The following is a 14,756-nucleotide window of genomic DNA, read 5'->3' on the forward strand; positions in this document are numbered from 1 at the left end:
CGGTCCCACCCCTTCCCATCCCGAACAGGACCGTGAAACGACTTTGCGCCGATGATAGTGCTGCAACCAGTGTGAAAGTAGGTTATCGTCAGGCTAGTTATAAGAGAAAAACCCGCTGATTAATGTCAGCGGGTTTTTTTTCGTCTCGTGGTTTTGTCTCTTGTTGCGCGCACGCACGTTTTTAATGGCTTAAATCAATTCTCTGCGGCATCATTAAGCTAAGTTTTTAACTTTGCCGAAATGGGAAGCAGCATGCGCCGACATCTCCTGGGTATTGCCGTCGTTAGTATCGCCACATTGGCGGGCAATGCCAATGCCATCAGTTCTGCCGCAGGTCTCAAAGGTGCACTGAAAGACGAGTACATCGGCTTGTTGCCCGCCGATAGCTTTCATTTACGTACCGGTAAATGCGCCGACTGTGCCGTGGCCAGGCAAAACCTGTGGTACTTCGAAAACGAGGTAATCGCCGTACCGGCCAGCGCGGCCACGGCAGCCGGCCTCAGCAAAGGCGTCGACCGCAACACCGACGTCGCGCAGTGGGCCGCAACGTCCGATGCCGCGCGGCTGGCCCATCCATCGGTCACCTGGATCGGCGCGCCGAGCATCCTCGAACACGCCACTCTCTTGCCGGGAGGGAAGGGCGTGCGCACCGCTGCCGGCGAGGAGCTCGGCTTCAGACTCGTGCCGCAGCTGTCCACCAACCGCTCCTACTTCAACAGCGCCAGTGCCAATTATTTCAAAGGGCGCGCGCTGCGCATGCGCGGCACGGCGAACGAGGTGGATGGCCGCACGACCTTCACCGCCCGCACGATCTGGCCCGCCGACTTCGGCCTCGACACCGTCAGCCTGAAAATGGAACCCCTGAAAAAGGCGTCCGAACTTACCGATTTCGTGCGCGCGCCGGTCAAGGAGCAACAGGGCATCGAGACGCGCCTGCTGTGGGAACGCCACCCGGGCCAGGCGCGCGCCTGGACCGATAAGCCGGTCCTCGGCGTCGTCCTGAACGGCGCCCAGGGCGACGACGACGAATCCCTCGGCGGCCACTTCGCCATCGCTACCGGTCGCCTGGGAGAGAAGGGCGACTGGTCCGGCTGGGCCGTCAACAATTTTTATAACCTGGACTCGGTCAGCGAGAAGGGCATCGTCGCTGCCACGGTCCCGATGGATAACTATTTGATGGACCTGAACAGCGGCCAGCAATACTATCGTCCCTCGTACATGCTGGTCGCGGTCCTCAACCACGCGCGCACTGCGGCCGCCTACCAGGGTGGCGTCCAGCGCGTGTTCAATCATTTTTATCGGCACGACTTCCGCTACCGTCACGCCGCCGCGAACTGCGCCGGCATCAGCGTCGACGTCTTCAAGGCGCTCGGTTGGGGCATCCCCGAGCGCGGACCGACTGCGCCCCTGAAGTCCGTCGCTGCCTACGCCTACGTCTCGGCCAGCGAGGCAAGTCTGACCAGCGGCCGCAAGATCTACGATTACCTGAACGAAGAGCAGACCCGCCTCTTGCCTGCGGTTGCCTTCGACGCCATCGGCCAGGACTTGCTGAACATCGTCAGCGGCAAGCCGCAGCGCGACCTGTCCGCCTACGAGCAGCAACTGCGCGACGACGTCGAGGCCATCGTGCTGGTGCGCATCCCGCAAATCCCTTCGAGCCGTGTGATGGGCTCGGCCCCGGTGTTCTCGTTCGACGAGTTCCGCGCACGGGTGCCGGCCGACCAGGCCGATTGGAAGATCGTCCCGGTCGGCGAGCGCCCGTTTCCCACCGCATTCCAGGGCAATGGTTTCAAGGCCGAGGGCGACCCTTCCGTGATCCCGCTGCCGGTGGCCGGCCTCGGTACGGGTGCGCTGCTGGCGGTGGCGATCGCGCTGCGCCGGCGTCAGCAGAGGCGCACACCGCAAGTCAAACCGGTTGCGGTGGCGGAATCGGTGGAGTGACGCGATTACGCCTGACCGGCGCCAGGCGGCCGGCCGCTTTACAATAGCTGCATGCGCATTCTCATCGTCGAAGACCATCCGGATATCCTGGCCAACCTGTACGGCTTCCTCGAGCCGAAAGGGCACGTCCTCGATTCCGCCCGCAACGGGTATGCCGCCCTGGGCCTGGCCTCGGAAAACGATTACGACGTCATCGTGCTCGACATCGGCTTGCCCGGCCTGAACGGCCTCGAATTGTGCCAGAAGCTGCGCACCGAGCTGTCGATCCCGACGCCGGTGCTGATGCTGACCGCACGCGACAGCCTGGGCGACAAGGTGGCCGGCTTCGACAGCGGCGCCGACGATTACCTGGTCAAGCCTTTCTCCCTGGTCGAACTCGAAGTGCGTCTGAAAGCGCTGGTGCGCCGCTCGGAAGGGCGCCATGCCGGCAGCAGCAAGCTGCGCTTCGGAGAACTCGTCTTCGATCCCGACACCCAGCAAGCCAGCCGCGAGAATCAGCCGGTCAACCTGACCCGCACCGGCTACGTGCTGCTGCACGCTTTACTCAAAGCCGCGCCGCGCATCGTCTCGCGTGATATCCTCGAACAAGCCGTGTGGGGCGACGACCGCCCCGACAGCGACGCGCTGCGCACCCACATCCACGCGCTGCGCCAGGCCATCGACAAGCCTTTTACTTATCCCATGCTGCTGACGGTTCCCGGCGTCGGCTACCGGCTCGTGCTTCCCGATGCAGCCGGCTGATTCGCTGCGCCGGCGCATCGTCGTCGCCTTTGTCGCCTTTGGCGTCGTGCTTTCTCTGTTCTTCGCGGTGCTGGCCGCGGTCGCGGTCGAAGGCATCGAAGTGCACCTGGTCGACAACCGCCTGAACGAGGTCGCGAAATGGTCGCTGCCGCGCCAGGCGGCCGGCCTGGTGGTCGACCTGCCCGCGGGCCTGCGTTTTCATCGCGGCGAGGCCATCCCGCTGTCGCTGCGCGGCTTGCCGCCAGGCGTCAGCGAAATCGAAGTCGACGGCGTTGGGCTGCACGTGCTCTCCGGCGCCGATGCCCACGGCGCCTATGTCGTGGTCGACCACGAAAGCGATTACGAGCAGGTCGAACTGGTCGTGTACTCGATGTTCGCCGCCTTTTTCATCGGCTTCCTGGTCCTGGCGGCCACCCTCGGCGGTTTTATCGCCCGCCGCGTGGTCAACCCGATACGCGAACTGGCCGACGCCGTCGCCCGCGGCCATTCTCCCTTGCCGCTGCAGGAGCGCAAGGACGAACTCGGCATCCTGGCACGCGCGCTCGAAGCGCATACAGCCGAACTGCGCGCCTTCCTCGACCGCGAACGCTTTTTTACGGGTGACGTCAGCCACGAACTGCGCAGCCCGCTGACCGTGATCATGGGCGCGGCCGAGATCCTGATGACGAATGCCGCCAACGAAACGACACGCGCGCCGGCCGAGCGCATCTACCGCGCCGCGCACGAGGCGGCCGAATGCGTCACGGTATTGCTGCTGCTGGCGCGCGAACCCGAACTGAAACGCCTGGCGCCGGTCGCGGTCGACGCCATCGCCGCCCGCGAAGCCGAGCGCTATCGGCCGCTGGTCGCGACTAAACCGGTCACGCTGGACTACCGCGGCGGCCCCGCCTTTGCGGTCCAGGCGCCCGCCGAACTGTGCGCCGCCGCCATCGGCAACCTGGTGCGCAACGCCTGCCAGTACACCGAGCAGGGCAGCGTCGTCGTCACGCTCGAACCCGGCCGTGTCGTGGTCGAGGACACCGGCCCCGGCCTGCCCGCCGCGGTGCGCGCGACCCTGGCCCAGCCCGGCGCCGCCCTGGGTACGATCCCGTCGCGCGACTCGGCCGGCACCGGACTTGGCTTGTCGCTGGTGCTGCGCATCTGCGAATACCTGGGCGCCATGCTGCGCTATGAAGAGCGCCCAGGCGGCGGCAGCCGCTTCAGCATCGCATTCCACGACTGATTTCACGCGTGCTTAACGCCGGGCTGACCGGGGCTTGAGATGGCCCTCGCTATCCTCGTTGCATGCGTGGCCAAGCCCGGCCGCGCCGCATCGATGGATCGACGTTGAACAAATTGCTTGCCCGGCGCATCAGCGCGCCTTTCCTTACCCTGGCCGTGGCCATGCTGCTCGCGTCGGCCGGCAACGTACCCTTCTGGTCGGCCCTGGCGCGCGCCGTCGGCGGCTTGCGCCCCGCGAACCTGCCGTCCCTGCTGGGCGCCTTTGCTATCGTTGCCCTGTTCTTCAACGCCTTCCTGACGCTGGCCAGTTTCCGTTTCGTCGCCAAGCCGGTCCTGATCGTGCTCGTCCTGTGTGCGGCGGGCGCCAGCTATTTCATCGCCAACTACGGCGTGGTGATCGACAAGGCCATGATGCAGAACGTGTTCGAGACCGATACGCGCGAAGCGTGCGAACTCCTCAACTGGCACATGGTGTTCAGCGTCGGCCTGCTCGGGCTGCTGCCGGCCTGGCTGATCGCGCGCGCCGATATCGGCTTTCCGCAGGGCCTGCGTGGCCTGTTTACGCGCGCGGGCATCGCCGGCGGATCGCTGGCGCTGGCGCTGCTGCTGCTGGTGCTGCTCTTCAAAAGCCTGGCGCCTGCCGTGCGCGAACACCGCGAGTTGCGCTTCCTGCTCACACCGACCAACACGATCCAGGCGCTGCACGGCTACCTGCGCAACAAGTGGCGTACGCCGCTGGTGGTGGCGCCGCTCGGCCGCGATGCGATACGGGGGAGGGCCTGGACCGGGAACCAGCGGCGCACGGTGACGATCCTGGTGGTCGGCGAGACGGCACGCGCCAAAAACTTTTCGCTCAACGGTTACCGGCGCCAGACCAATCCGCTGCTGGCGCGTCAACCCGGCCTGATGAATTTTTCGCAGGTCGCATCCTGTGGTACCGCGACCGCCGTCTCGGTCCCCTGCGTATTTTCCGCGCTCGGCCGTGCGCAGTATTCGGACACCCGGGCCGCCAGCCAGGAAGGCTTGTTGGACGTGCTGGCGCACGCCGGCTTTCAGGTGCTCTGGCGCGACAACAATTCGGGCTGCAAGGGCGTCTGCGACCGCGTCGCGTTCGAAGACCTGTCGCAGCCCACGCCCGGCGACCCCTTCTGCGACGGCGACGAATGCCACGACGAACGCCTGCTCGCCGGCCTGCCGGAGCTGATTCGCAACAGTACGCGCGACCTGGTCATCGTGCTGCACCAGAAGGGCAGCCATGGCCCGGCCTATGCGCGCCGCTACCCGAGTGGGTTCGGCCGCTTCGGCCCGGTGTGCACGACCAACGAATTCGAACAGTGTTCGCGCGCATCGATCGAAGCCGCCTACGACAACACGATTCTCTACACGGATTATTTCCTGAGCAAGACGATCGACTTGCTGCGCGCAAGCGCCGCGCTGGAGGGCGTCGACACGGCGATGCTGTATTTTTCCGACCACGGCGAGTCGCTGGGCGAGAACAACATCTACCTGCACGGCGCCCCCTACCTGTTCGCGCCCAGCGAGCAGACCCACGTGCCGATGATGCTATGGATGTCGGACGGTTTCAGCCAGCGCTTCGGCATCGACCGTACCTGCCTGATGGCGCGCCGCGACCAGCCGATGTCGCACGATAACGTGTTTCACTCGGTGCTCGGCATGCTCGACGTGAACACGGCGGTGCTCAATCCGAAGCTGGACCTGTTCCGCGCCTGTACCCGGACTCCCTCCTGATGCGCACCCTCGTCGATACGCCAGCGCGCCTGCTCAGCGCGCTTCAGCTCCTGCGCCTGTGCGCCTGGCTGGCGGTCACCGCCCTTGTCATCCTCTGGATCGGCCGCGCCACCGACCTCGACCTGGCCCTGGCCGACGCCTTCTACGACAGCAGCATCCACGCCTTTCCCTGGCGCTATACCTGGCTGGCCGATACTTTTAATCACACCATCCTGAAAGGGGTGCTGACGCTGGCGGCGGCCTGGTTCGCCCTTGCCGCCGCTCGCGACGCATGGCGCCCGCGCGCAGGGCGGACGGCCCTCGACCGCCTGCGCTTGCGCGTGGTCGGGCTTTCGGCGGTATTGGTGCCCATGGTGATCAGTACCCTCAAGCAGGCGAGCGTCGCCCACTGTCCCTGGGACCTGGCACGCTATGGCGGCACCGCACCTTACCTGCGCCTGTTCGAGGCCTTGCCGCCGGGCATAGCGGCCGGCCACTGCCTGCCGGCGGGACATGCGTCGAGTGCGCTGTGGCTGGTGTCGCTGTGCGTTTACTGGCTGCCTGCCTGGCCGCGGCGGGCGCACCAGGTGGCGCTGGCCGCGATGCTGTTCGGCGGCCTGGTCGGCTGGATGCAGCAATTGCGTGGCGCGCATTTCCTGACCCATACGTTGTGGTCGATCTGGCTCGCCTGTGCGGTCGTACTGGCGATCGTCGCCGCCGTGCAGTGGCAACCGCGGCGGCGCATGGGAGTGGCGCCTGCCTACGAGGCGCTTGAAGACGCAGGCTGATTGCGCTAGCGCAGCATGGCTGGAGGCGCAGCGCGCATGATTTCCCGGTTCTCTTTCCTTGGAGATACTTATGTCTGAACATATGTCTGACAGCGTTGACCCGGCCGGCCTGGCCGACAAGCTCGCCGCCCCCTTCAATGCCATCGTCTGCCGCCACCGTGCCGCGCTGATGCCGATGCTCGGCGGCAGCGAAGCGGCGGCGCGTGCGGCGCTGGCGAATGACGATGCCGTGCGCAAGGTCGCCGTGTTCTGCTATCCGCTGCTGCCCGGACTGATGCGCCTGGCGCTCAAGGAACACACCTTCGTCAATTTTGTCATGAACAACCGCCAGAAATTGCTGGTGCGTCTGACGACCGAGCCGGCGGCCGCCGCCGGTTGAAGCACGTTATTGTGCGCGCTATTGCGCGACCGGCTCCGCTTCCTTGGCGACGGCGCGGCCGCGGCTGATGCTGTCGCCATCCTGCTTGCGCAGTCTCCAGAAAATCCCGGCCGACAGCACCGTCATGATGGCCAGCGCCCAGAACGCGTGATGCAGGGCGCCGGCCACCAGCACCTGGTTCGTTTGCGGCACCCGGCCCAGGAACCAGGCGGTGACCAGCGACCCCGCGGCCAGCCCGAAACTCATCGACAGTTGCTGGAACGAACTTGAGATCGTGCTCGCCATGCTGGTGTCGCCGGCTTCGATGTCGGCATACGCCAGCGTGTTCATGCTGGAAAACTGCAGCGAATTGAAAAAGCCCTGCATCAGGCTGATGAGGACGATCACCGCCAGCGGCGTCTCGCGCCCGACCATGCCGTATAGGGCAATCGTCACCCCGATGCACAGGGTATTGAACACCAGCACTTGCCGGTAGCCGAAGCGCGCCAGCACCTTGGGCGCGATCATCTTCATGCCCATGGCGGCGGCGGCCGACGGCATCATCAGCAGACCCGACTGCCAGGCCGGCAATCCGAGCCCGAGCTGGTACAGCAGCGGCAACAGGAAGGGCAGGCCGCCGATACCGAGGCGCGTGACGAAACCGCCGACCACGGAAATCCGGAAGGTGCGCACTTTCAGCAGGGCCAGGCGCAGCAGCGGGAACTCGATACGATTCGCGTGCAAGGCATAGGCGGCGAGCAGGCCGATCGACAGCGCGAGCATCAGGGCCATGGTGGTGGCGCCGAGGGTATGTTCGCCGAATATCTCCAGCAGCCAGGACAGGATCGCCGTGCCGGAACTGAACAGGATCAGGCCGAGCACGTCGAGCGGGCGGCGCGCGTCGCCGTGGTAGTCCGGCATGTGGCGCCAGACCAGGTACATCGCGATCAGGCCGAAGGGCACGTTGATGAAAAAAATCGCGCGCCACGAGGCCCAGTGCACGATCAGGCCGCCGACGGTCGGTCCCAGTAGCGGGCCGATCAGTGCCGGGATGATGACGAAGTTCATTGCGCCGAGCAGTTCGGCCTTGGGAAAGGTGCGCACGATCGCCAGGCGCCCGACCGGCATCATCATCGCGCCGCCCAGGCCCTGCAGCAGGCGCGCGGCCGTCATCAGCTGGGCATTGGGCGCCAGGCCGCACAGCACCGAAGCCAGTGTAAAAATGCCGATCGCGATCAGAAACACGCGGCGCGTGCCGAAGCGGTCGGCCATCCAGCCGCTGACGGGAATGCCGACGGCCAGCCCCAGGATATAGCTGGTGACGACCGATTTCAGGCTCAGCGGCGTGACCCCGAGGCTCGCTGCGATGCTCGGAATCGCGGTATTGACGACCGTGGCGTCAAGCTGCTCCATGAACAGGGCAGTGGCGACCAGCCAGGGCAAATAGGTCTTGACGGTGGAACTATCCAAACGGGCCTCATCCGACACTGGCACGCGCGGCGCGCGTGCTTGTCTGGATTGTCACATAAATCATGCGATGCCGATTTTCAAGAGGACACGGCCTGTAAGGACCGTCCATACGGCGCCCGCTTGATGATTAAAACTTGTAGCGCGCGCCGAAGACCAGGAAATTGGCGCCGCTGTTCGGACGCTTGATGCTGGCGTTCGAATAATGCTGGATCTTCGCACCGAAATCCCATCCGGTCGGCGTGACATAGCCGACGCCGACGTGGTCGCCGAACTGGAAGGCGGTCGACAGCCGGTTGTCGTCGTTGTTGTACAACTCCGAGAACAGGTTGGCGCCGATGCCGCCCTCGACATACCAGCCGAGCTTGTCGTCGCGCTGGTAGCGCGCCACCGGCGTGATGCCGACCACGGCCAGGTTTTGGTGCTGGCCGGGCACGTTGCGGTAGGCAGTGCCGCGCCAGTAGGCGGCCGACAGGTCCCAGTAACCGCCCAGGTGGCGCCCGTTCGAGGCGAACCACTGGCGTTCCCAGTTCTTTTGCACGGCGATGCGCGCCAGGCGCACTTTCGGTCCGGTGCCGAATTCGAACGAGGCCGAGTCGATCCAGCCGTTGCCGCCGGCAGACTGCGTGCCAGCTGCGTCCTGATAACCGGCAGCACTGGCCTGGCCCACCAGCAGGGCAGCGGCCATGCCGAGCATGGCCCCAAATTTTTTATTAGAGAACATAATTGCTTTCATAAGTAGACGCCAGTCCACGCTGGCGCATTCAATAATTGTACTGGTACCAACAAAAACGCGCTGCGCACGCACGTGCTCGTTCATCAACTCGTAGAAAGGAACCATATGGCCCAATTCGTTGTCGCATTTCTTGGTATCGGCCTGATGGGCCGGCCGATGGCAGCCCGTCTCGCCCAAGCGGGATTGACGCTGCGCGCGTGGAACCGGACCGCCGCCAAGGTACAGGTTCTAACAGAGTCCGGCGCCACTGCCTGCGCGTCCATCGACGAGGCCGTGGCCGGCGCCGCCATCGTGATCTCGATGCTGGAAGCGGGGCCGGTCGTCGGTGCGGCGATCGACGCGGCCTTGCCCGGCATGGCGCCGGGCACGCTGTGGATCGACATGAGTTCCACACGCCATGACGAAGCGCTGGCCTTTCATGCGCGCCTGGCAGGGCAGGGCATGCGCTTTCTCGACGCGCCGGTGTCGGGCGGCGTGCCGGGCGCCGAGGCGGGCACCCTGGCCATCATGGCCGGCGGCAGCCTGCACGATTTCAACGATGCTGCACCCGTGTTCGGCGTGCTCGGCACGGCGCAGCTGGTGGGGCCGGCCGGCAGCGGCCAGGTCGCCAAGCTGTGCAATCAACTGATCGTCGGCGCCACCATCAACATCGTGGCCGAAGCGCTGCTGCTGGCGCAGGCAGCCGGCGCCGACCCGGCCGCCGTGCGGGAGGCGATCCGCGGCGGCTTTGCCGGCAGCCGCATCCTCGAACTGCATGGCCAGCGCATGCTGGAGCGCAATTTTATTCCGGGCGGGCAGGTGAAAAGCCAGTTGAAGGACATGCGCAACGTGCTGGCCGCGGCGGGGGAGGCGGGGCTGGTGCTGCCGCTGACGGCGGCGGCGGCGCGCAGTTACGAGTCGATCGAAGGGGAGTTGGGCAATGCGGATCACGCCGCGGCGTTATTGGCGTTAGAACGAATCAATCCAGGGCACAGGGTGGGTAGTGGGCCGGATGTGTTGCCATAATTGGCGTTGCGGTGTGCATGGGTACGACCGCGTGGGCACGAGTGTCCACCCTACAAGCCCGCAGCTGTGGCGTAACGTAGGGTGGCACTTGTGCCCACGCGGATCACCGTGTGATCAACCGCACGGCAAACCTCAAACCGTCGGCAACCCCGTCTCGACTAAACGTACCCAATAACTCGCCCCGATCGGCAGCAGCTGGTCATTGAAATCATAACTCCCGTTGTGCAGCTGGCACGGCCCCAGACCATGCCCGCCGGCGCGGTGTTCGCCGTCGCCGTTGCCGATGAAAACGTAGCAGCCCGGTTTCGCCTGCAGCATGAAGGCGAAATCCTCGGCGCCCATGGTCGGTTCGACCGCGGTATTCACGTTGGCCGCGCCCACCACCGCGCGCATCGCCTCGATGGCAAACGCGGTCTGTTCGGGGTGGTTGACCAGCGGCGGATAGTTGCGCTTGAAGCCGAACTCTATCTGCGCATTGAAACCGGCAGCGATGCCGTTCGCCATCTGCTCCATGCGGCGCTCGATCTGGTCGAGCACCTCGGTCGAGAAGGTGCGCACAGTGCCGATCATTTCCGCTTCGTTCGGAATCACGTTGGTGGCGCTGCCGGCGTGAATTTGCGTGATCGACAAGACTGCCGTATCGAGCGGATTCTTTTCGCGCGAAACGATCGTCTGCCAGGCCTGGGCGATCTGCACCGCCACCATCACCGGATCGATGCCGCGGTGCGGCTGGGCCGCGTGCGCACCCTTGCCTTTCACCATCACGCGGAACTCGTTACTCGAGGCCATCATCGGCCCCGGGATCACGCCGAAGCTGCCCGCCGGCAGGCCGGGCCAGTTGTGCATGCCGTACACCGCTTCCATCGGGAACTGGTCGAACAGCCCATCTTCCATCATGCGGCGCGCGCCGGCGCCGCCTTCTTCGGCCGGCTGGAAAATCAGGTACACGGTACCGTCGAAGTTGCGATGACGCGACAAATAGTGCGCTGCACCCAGCAACATCGCGGTATGGCCGTCGTGGCCGCATGCATGCATCTTGCCGGGATGGCGCGACGCATGGTCAAATGTGTTGAGCTCCTGCATCGGCAGCGCATCCATGTCGGCGCGCAGGCCAATTGCGCGGCTGGACGTACCGTTCTTGACCATGCCGACCACACCGGTGCCGCCCAGTCCGCGCACGACGGGAATGCCCCAGTCTTCCAGGCGCGCAGCGATGACGTCGGCGGTACGCTGTTCTTCGTAGCAGAGTTCCGGATGGGCGTGTAAATCACGGCGGATTTGTTCCAGTTCGGTCTGGAATGCAAGGATAGGTTCCACGAGTCTCATCTTGTTCTCCCTGTTTGCATGGACATGATTGCAAGGTCTATACACAGATTGTAGCCCGCCTCAACATCGGAAATCCACTCCCGGTAACGGCCTGAGGCACCGACCCCGGCCGAATCAGCTAAAGTATTGGTTTGTCGACGTTTTTCCCTAGAATTGATCCAGATGTCCATCACCCAAGTTCGCGCTACCTGCCCCCACGATTGCCCCGATACCTGTGCCTTGCTCGTCACCGTCGAAGACGGTGTCGCGACCGAAGTGCGCGGCGATCCGGCGCATCCGACCACGGCCGGCGTGCTGTGCACCAAGGTGTCGCGCTACGTCGAACGCACCTATTCCCCGGACCGCGTGCTGTACCCGATGCGCCGCGTCGGCAACAAGGGAGAAGGAAAGTTCGAGCGCATCAGCTGGGACGCCGCGCTCGATGAAATCGCATCTCGCCTGAAACCGATTGCCGCGCGCGATCCGGAGGCGATCCTGCCCTACAGCTATTGCGGCACCATGGGCCTGGTGCAGGGAGAAGCGATGTCGATGCGCTTCTTCAACAAGCTGGGCGCCTCGCTACTCGACCGCACGATTTGCGCCACCGCCGGCTTTACCGGCTACAAGTACACGATCGGCGCCTCGATCGGCACCGACATGGAACAGTTCCAGGATGCCAAGCTGATCATCATCTGGGGCGGGAATCCGATCGCCTCGAACCTGCACTTCTGGATGCGCGCCCAGGAAGCCAAACGCCGCGGCGCCAAACTGATCGCGATCGATCCCTACCGCTCGCTGACGGCGGAAAAGTGCCACCAGCACATCGCGCTGCTGCCGGGCACCGACGCCGCCTTCGCGCTCGGCCTGATGCATGTGCTGATCGCGGAAGATTTACTGGATCACGATTACGTCGCCAACTACACGCTCGGCTTCGAGGAGCTCAAGGAACGCGCAGCGGAGTGGACACCCGAGCGCACCGCCACCACCTGCGGCGTCGCCGCCCAGGAAATCATCGACCTCGCACGCTTGTACGGCGGCATGGCGCAACGCGGCGAACCGGTCGCGATCCGCTGCAACTACGGCGTGCAGCGTGCGCGCGGCGGCGGCATGGCGGTGCGCAACATGAGCTGCCTGCCGGCGCTGGTCGGCGCCTGGCGCCACCCGGCCGGCGGCATCCAGTTGTCGACCTCGGGCTCGTTCCCGGCGAATAAGGCAAAGCTGCAGCGCCCTGACCTGCTGGCCGGACGTACCCCGCGCACGATCAACATGACCACCATCGGCGACGATTTATTGAAACCGGCCTCGCCCGCATTCGGGCCGCAAGTGGAAGCAGTGATCGTCTACAACGCCAATCCGTTGGCGATCGCGCCCGACTCCGCGAAAGTCGAACAAGGCTTCGCGCGCGAGGATTTGTTCACCGTGGTGCTGGAACAGTTCCAGACCGACAGCGCCGACTATGCCGACATCCTGCTGCCGGCCACGACCCAGCTCGAACACGTCGACGCACACCTGGCGTATGGCCACCTGTACATGATGGCGAATAACGCGGCGATTGCTCCGATGGGCGAGGCCAAGCCGAACAGTGAAATCTTCCGCCTGCTGGCCGCGCGCATGGGGCTGACCGATCCATGCTTCCTCGAATCCGACGACGAGCTGGCCGCGCAAGCCTTCGATAAAACCCACACGCGCGCGATTCACTTCGACTGGGAGTCGCTGAAACAGAAAGGCTGGCAAAAGCTGAACATGCCGGATGCGCCCTTTGCCGAGGGTGGCTTCCCGACGCCTTCCGGTAAATGCGAGTTTTATTCGAGCACGATGGCGAACGATGGCCTCGATCCGCTGCCGGCTTACATTCCTCCCTACGAATCGGCGGCATCGAATCCTGAATTGGCAAAGAAATATCCGTTGGGGATGATTTCTCCGCCGGCACGGAACTTCCTGAACTCAACCTTTGTCAATGTACAGAGCCTACGTGCAACCGAGGGCGAGCCGCACCTCGACATCCACCCGAACGACGCCGCCGCCCGCGGCATCGCCCACGGTGACATGGCACGTATTTTTAACGACCGCGGCTCTTTTATTGCCAAGGCGCGCGTGACCGAGAAAGCGCGACCGGGCCTCGTGGTGGGTCTGTCGATCTGGTGGAAGAAGCTTTCCAGAGACGGCAAGAACGCCAACGAAGTGACCAGCCAGCGCCTGACCGACATGGGACGGGCGCCCACTTTCTACGACACCCTGGTGCAGGTCGAAAAAGCCGCACCGCGACCCGGACATGAAAACTCCCACCCCTAAACTCTCCCGTTTGTTCCGGCGCGCGCTCAGCATGAGCGCAGCCGCCGGCGCCGTCGCATTACTTGCCAGTTGTTCTACGCTGAATTACTACAGCCAGGCCGCCCAGGGCCAGCTCGCTCTCCTCTCCGATGCCCGCCCCATCGATGACTGGCTGGCCGACCCGGCCACCAACACCTCGCTGCGCCACCGCCTGGAAACGGCGCGCCAGATCCGCCGCTTCGCAGTCCAGCAAATGGGCCTGCCCGACAACGACAGCTATAAAAACTACGCGGCCCTCAAGCGCCAGTACGTCTTGTGGAACGTCGTCGCCACGCCCGAGTTGTCATTAAAACCCTTGCAATGGTGTTTCCCGGTGGCCGGCTGCGTGAATTACCGCGGTTACTACAGCAAGGAAGACGCCCAGGCGTATGCGAAGCAGTTGCGTGCCGAGGGGCGTGACGTCGAAGTCGGCGGCGTCAGCGCCTATTCGACCCTCGGCTGGTTCAGCGATCCCCTGATTTCCACGTTTATCAACTATCCCGATGCCGAACTGGCGCGCCTGATTTTCCATGAACTGGCGCACCAGGTGAGCTACGTGCAAGGCGACTCGCGCTTCAACGAATCCTTCGCCAGCGCGGTGGAAGAGGCCGGCGTCGAGCTGTGGCTGGAGCGCTTCGGCAATCCGGCGATGCGCGAGGGCTATGCGCGCTACTCGGCGCGGCGCAAGGATTTCCTGACACTGCTGCTGAAGTACCGCAAGGAACTCGAACGCACCTATGCGGCCATCGTTCCCGACGAGGATAAACGCATCGGCAAGGCGCGCCTGTTCATCGCGCTGAAGGAAGAATATCAAGTCCTGAAAGCCAACTGGGGCGGCTACGCCGGCTACGACCGCTTCTTTGCCGAGCCGCTTTCGAACGCCCACCTGGCCTCGATCGCCACCTACAACGATTACGTGCCGGCCTTCCGCGCGATGCTGCGCGAGGAAAAGAATTTCGGCGCCTTTTACCGCAAGGTGAACCGCCTGGCCAAGCTCGACAAGACCGAACGCCAGCATGCCTTGCGGATGATCGACGTGACGGCGCCGCCGGCTACCTACATGGTGCAACGCACCAATGCAGCCATGCCATAGCGCGTGCCGTAGAGTGCGTGTTCCAATCGTGCCAAAAGCGCTTGCATACGTGGGCGCTGCCCG

General features: G+C 64.4%; 13 protein-coding genes and 1 rRNA gene. 10 read left to right on the top strand and 4 right to left on the bottom strand.

Annotated elements, in window-relative coordinates; genetic code table 11:
* Positions 1-94 (top strand): 5S ribosomal RNA (rrf, locus tag AC56LG_RS23565); the annotation flags it as partial.
* A gap of 119 nt (positions 95-213) precedes the next feature.
* On the opposite strand, the gene AC56LG_RS23570 is transcribed toward rrf, so the two are convergent.
* Positions 214-393, bottom strand: a complete 180-nt coding sequence (locus AC56LG_RS23570; RefSeq protein ID WP_497168468.1) for a hypothetical protein — start codon at positions 391-393, stop codon at positions 214-216.
* Between the two features lie 30 nt (positions 394-423).
* On the opposite strand from AC56LG_RS23570, the gene AC56LG_RS23575 reads away from it, so the two are divergent.
* From AC56LG_RS23575 to AC56LG_RS23600, 6 genes are all read left to right on the top strand, one after another.
* Positions 424-1,941: a hypothetical protein gene (locus tag AC56LG_RS23575; RefSeq protein ID WP_497168469.1), complete on the top strand. Its 1,518-nt coding sequence runs from the start codon at positions 424-426 to the stop codon at positions 1,939-1,941.
* 51 nt (positions 1,942-1,992) lie between these two features.
* Positions 1,993-2,682, top strand: coding sequence for a response regulator transcription factor (locus AC56LG_RS23580; protein ID WP_497168470.1), 690 nt, complete (start codon positions 1,993-1,995; stop codon positions 2,680-2,682).
* The gene (locus AC56LG_RS23585) at positions 2,669-3,904 is read left to right on the top strand and encodes a sensor histidine kinase (RefSeq protein ID WP_497168471.1); all 1,236 of its coding nucleotides are present in this window, start codon (positions 2,669-2,671) and stop codon (positions 3,902-3,904) included. Before AC56LG_RS23580 ends, AC56LG_RS23585 begins: the two co-directional genes overlap by 14 nt.
* Positions 3,905-4,008: 104 nt before the next feature.
* The gene (locus tag AC56LG_RS23590) at positions 4,009-5,652 is read left to right on the top strand and encodes a phosphoethanolamine transferase (protein WP_497168472.1); all 1,644 of its coding nucleotides are present in this window, start codon (positions 4,009-4,011) and stop codon (positions 5,650-5,652) included.
* Positions 5,652-6,419: a phosphatase PAP2 family protein gene (locus AC56LG_RS23595; RefSeq protein WP_497168473.1), complete on the top strand. Its 768-nt coding sequence runs from the start codon at positions 5,652-5,654 to the stop codon at positions 6,417-6,419. The genes AC56LG_RS23590 and AC56LG_RS23595 overlap by 1 nt, the downstream gene beginning before the upstream one ends.
* A gap of 70 nt (positions 6,420-6,489) precedes the next feature.
* Positions 6,490-6,798, top strand: a complete 309-nt coding sequence (locus AC56LG_RS23600) for a hypothetical protein (protein ID WP_497168474.1) — start codon at positions 6,490-6,492, stop codon at positions 6,796-6,798.
* Positions 6,799-6,816: 18 nt separating this feature from the next.
* Here the strand turns inward: AC56LG_RS23600 and AC56LG_RS23605 are convergent, their stop codons facing one another.
* Both AC56LG_RS23605 and AC56LG_RS23610 read right to left on the bottom strand, forming a co-directional pair.
* Positions 6,817-8,247 carry a DHA2 family efflux MFS transporter permease subunit gene (locus AC56LG_RS23605; protein WP_497168475.1) on the bottom strand — a complete coding sequence of 477 codons (1,431 nt, stop codon included), beginning with the start codon at positions 8,245-8,247 and terminating at the stop codon, positions 6,817-6,819.
* A 127-nt stretch (positions 8,248-8,374) separates the two neighbouring features.
* The gene (locus AC56LG_RS23610) at positions 8,375-8,968 is read right to left on the bottom strand and encodes an acyloxyacyl hydrolase (protein ID WP_497168476.1); all 594 of its coding nucleotides are present in this window, start codon (positions 8,966-8,968) and stop codon (positions 8,375-8,377) included.
* Between the two features lie 117 nt (positions 8,969-9,085).
* Here AC56LG_RS23610 and AC56LG_RS23615 point away from each other — a divergent pair, with 117 nt between their 5' ends.
* Positions 9,086-9,985, top strand: coding sequence for an NAD(P)-dependent oxidoreductase (locus tag AC56LG_RS23615; protein ID WP_497168477.1), 900 nt, complete (start codon positions 9,086-9,088; stop codon positions 9,983-9,985).
* Between the two features lie 132 nt (positions 9,986-10,117).
* On the opposite strand, the gene AC56LG_RS23620 is transcribed toward AC56LG_RS23615, so the two are convergent.
* Entirely contained in the window at positions 10,118-11,311 is a 1,194-nt protein-coding gene (locus AC56LG_RS23620; RefSeq protein ID WP_497168478.1) for a M20 aminoacylase family protein, read from the bottom strand.
* A 162-nt stretch (positions 11,312-11,473) separates the two neighbouring features.
* On the opposite strand from AC56LG_RS23620, the gene AC56LG_RS23625 reads away from it, so the two are divergent.
* Both AC56LG_RS23625 and AC56LG_RS23630 read left to right on the top strand, forming a co-directional pair.
* Positions 11,474-13,582, top strand: coding sequence for a molybdopterin-containing oxidoreductase family protein (locus tag AC56LG_RS23625; RefSeq protein WP_497168479.1), 2,109 nt, complete (start codon positions 11,474-11,476; stop codon positions 13,580-13,582).
* A complete protein-coding gene (locus tag AC56LG_RS23630) occupies positions 13,563-14,693 on the top strand; it encodes an aminopeptidase (protein ID WP_497168480.1) in 1,131 nt (376 codons plus the stop codon). The genes AC56LG_RS23625 and AC56LG_RS23630 overlap by 20 nt, the downstream gene beginning before the upstream one ends.
* Positions 14,694-14,756: the final 63 nt, after the last annotated feature.

Source organism: Telluria sp. ZB2R32, assembly GCF_059685715.1.

What these genes read in the sequence shown, in the direction of transcription:
- AC56LG_RS23570 (WP_497168468.1), bottom strand. Translation starts at nt 393, where the DNA reads ATGAAAGCTATCGGCGGGCAACAAGCCGATGTACTCGTCTTTCAGTGC.
- AC56LG_RS23580 (WP_497168470.1), top strand. Translation starts at nt 1,993, where the DNA reads ATGCGCATTCTCATCGTCGAAGACCATCCGGATATCCTGGCCAACCTG.
- AC56LG_RS23585 (WP_497168471.1), top strand. Translation starts at nt 2,669, where the DNA reads ATGCAGCCGGCTGATTCGCTGCGCCGGCGCATCGTCGTCGCCTTTGTC.
- AC56LG_RS23595 (WP_497168473.1), top strand. Translation starts at nt 5,652, where the DNA reads ATGCGCACCCTCGTCGATACGCCAGCGCGCCTGCTCAGCGCGCTTCAG.
- AC56LG_RS23600 (WP_497168474.1), top strand. Translation starts at nt 6,490, where the DNA reads ATGTCTGAACATATGTCTGACAGCGTTGACCCGGCCGGCCTGGCCGAC.
- AC56LG_RS23610 (WP_497168476.1), bottom strand. Translation starts at nt 8,968, where the DNA reads ATGTTCTCTAATAAAAAATTTGGGGCCATGCTCGGCATGGCCGCTGCC.
- AC56LG_RS23615 (WP_497168477.1), top strand. Translation starts at nt 9,086, where the DNA reads ATGGCCCAATTCGTTGTCGCATTTCTTGGTATCGGCCTGATGGGCCGG.
- AC56LG_RS23620 (WP_497168478.1), bottom strand. Translation starts at nt 11,311, where the DNA reads ATGAGACTCGTGGAACCTATCCTTGCATTCCAGACCGAACTGGAACAA.
- AC56LG_RS23625 (WP_497168479.1), top strand. Translation starts at nt 11,474, where the DNA reads ATGTCCATCACCCAAGTTCGCGCTACCTGCCCCCACGATTGCCCCGAT.
- AC56LG_RS23630 (WP_497168480.1), top strand. Translation starts at nt 13,563, where the DNA reads ATGAAAACTCCCACCCCTAAACTCTCCCGTTTGTTCCGGCGCGCGCTC.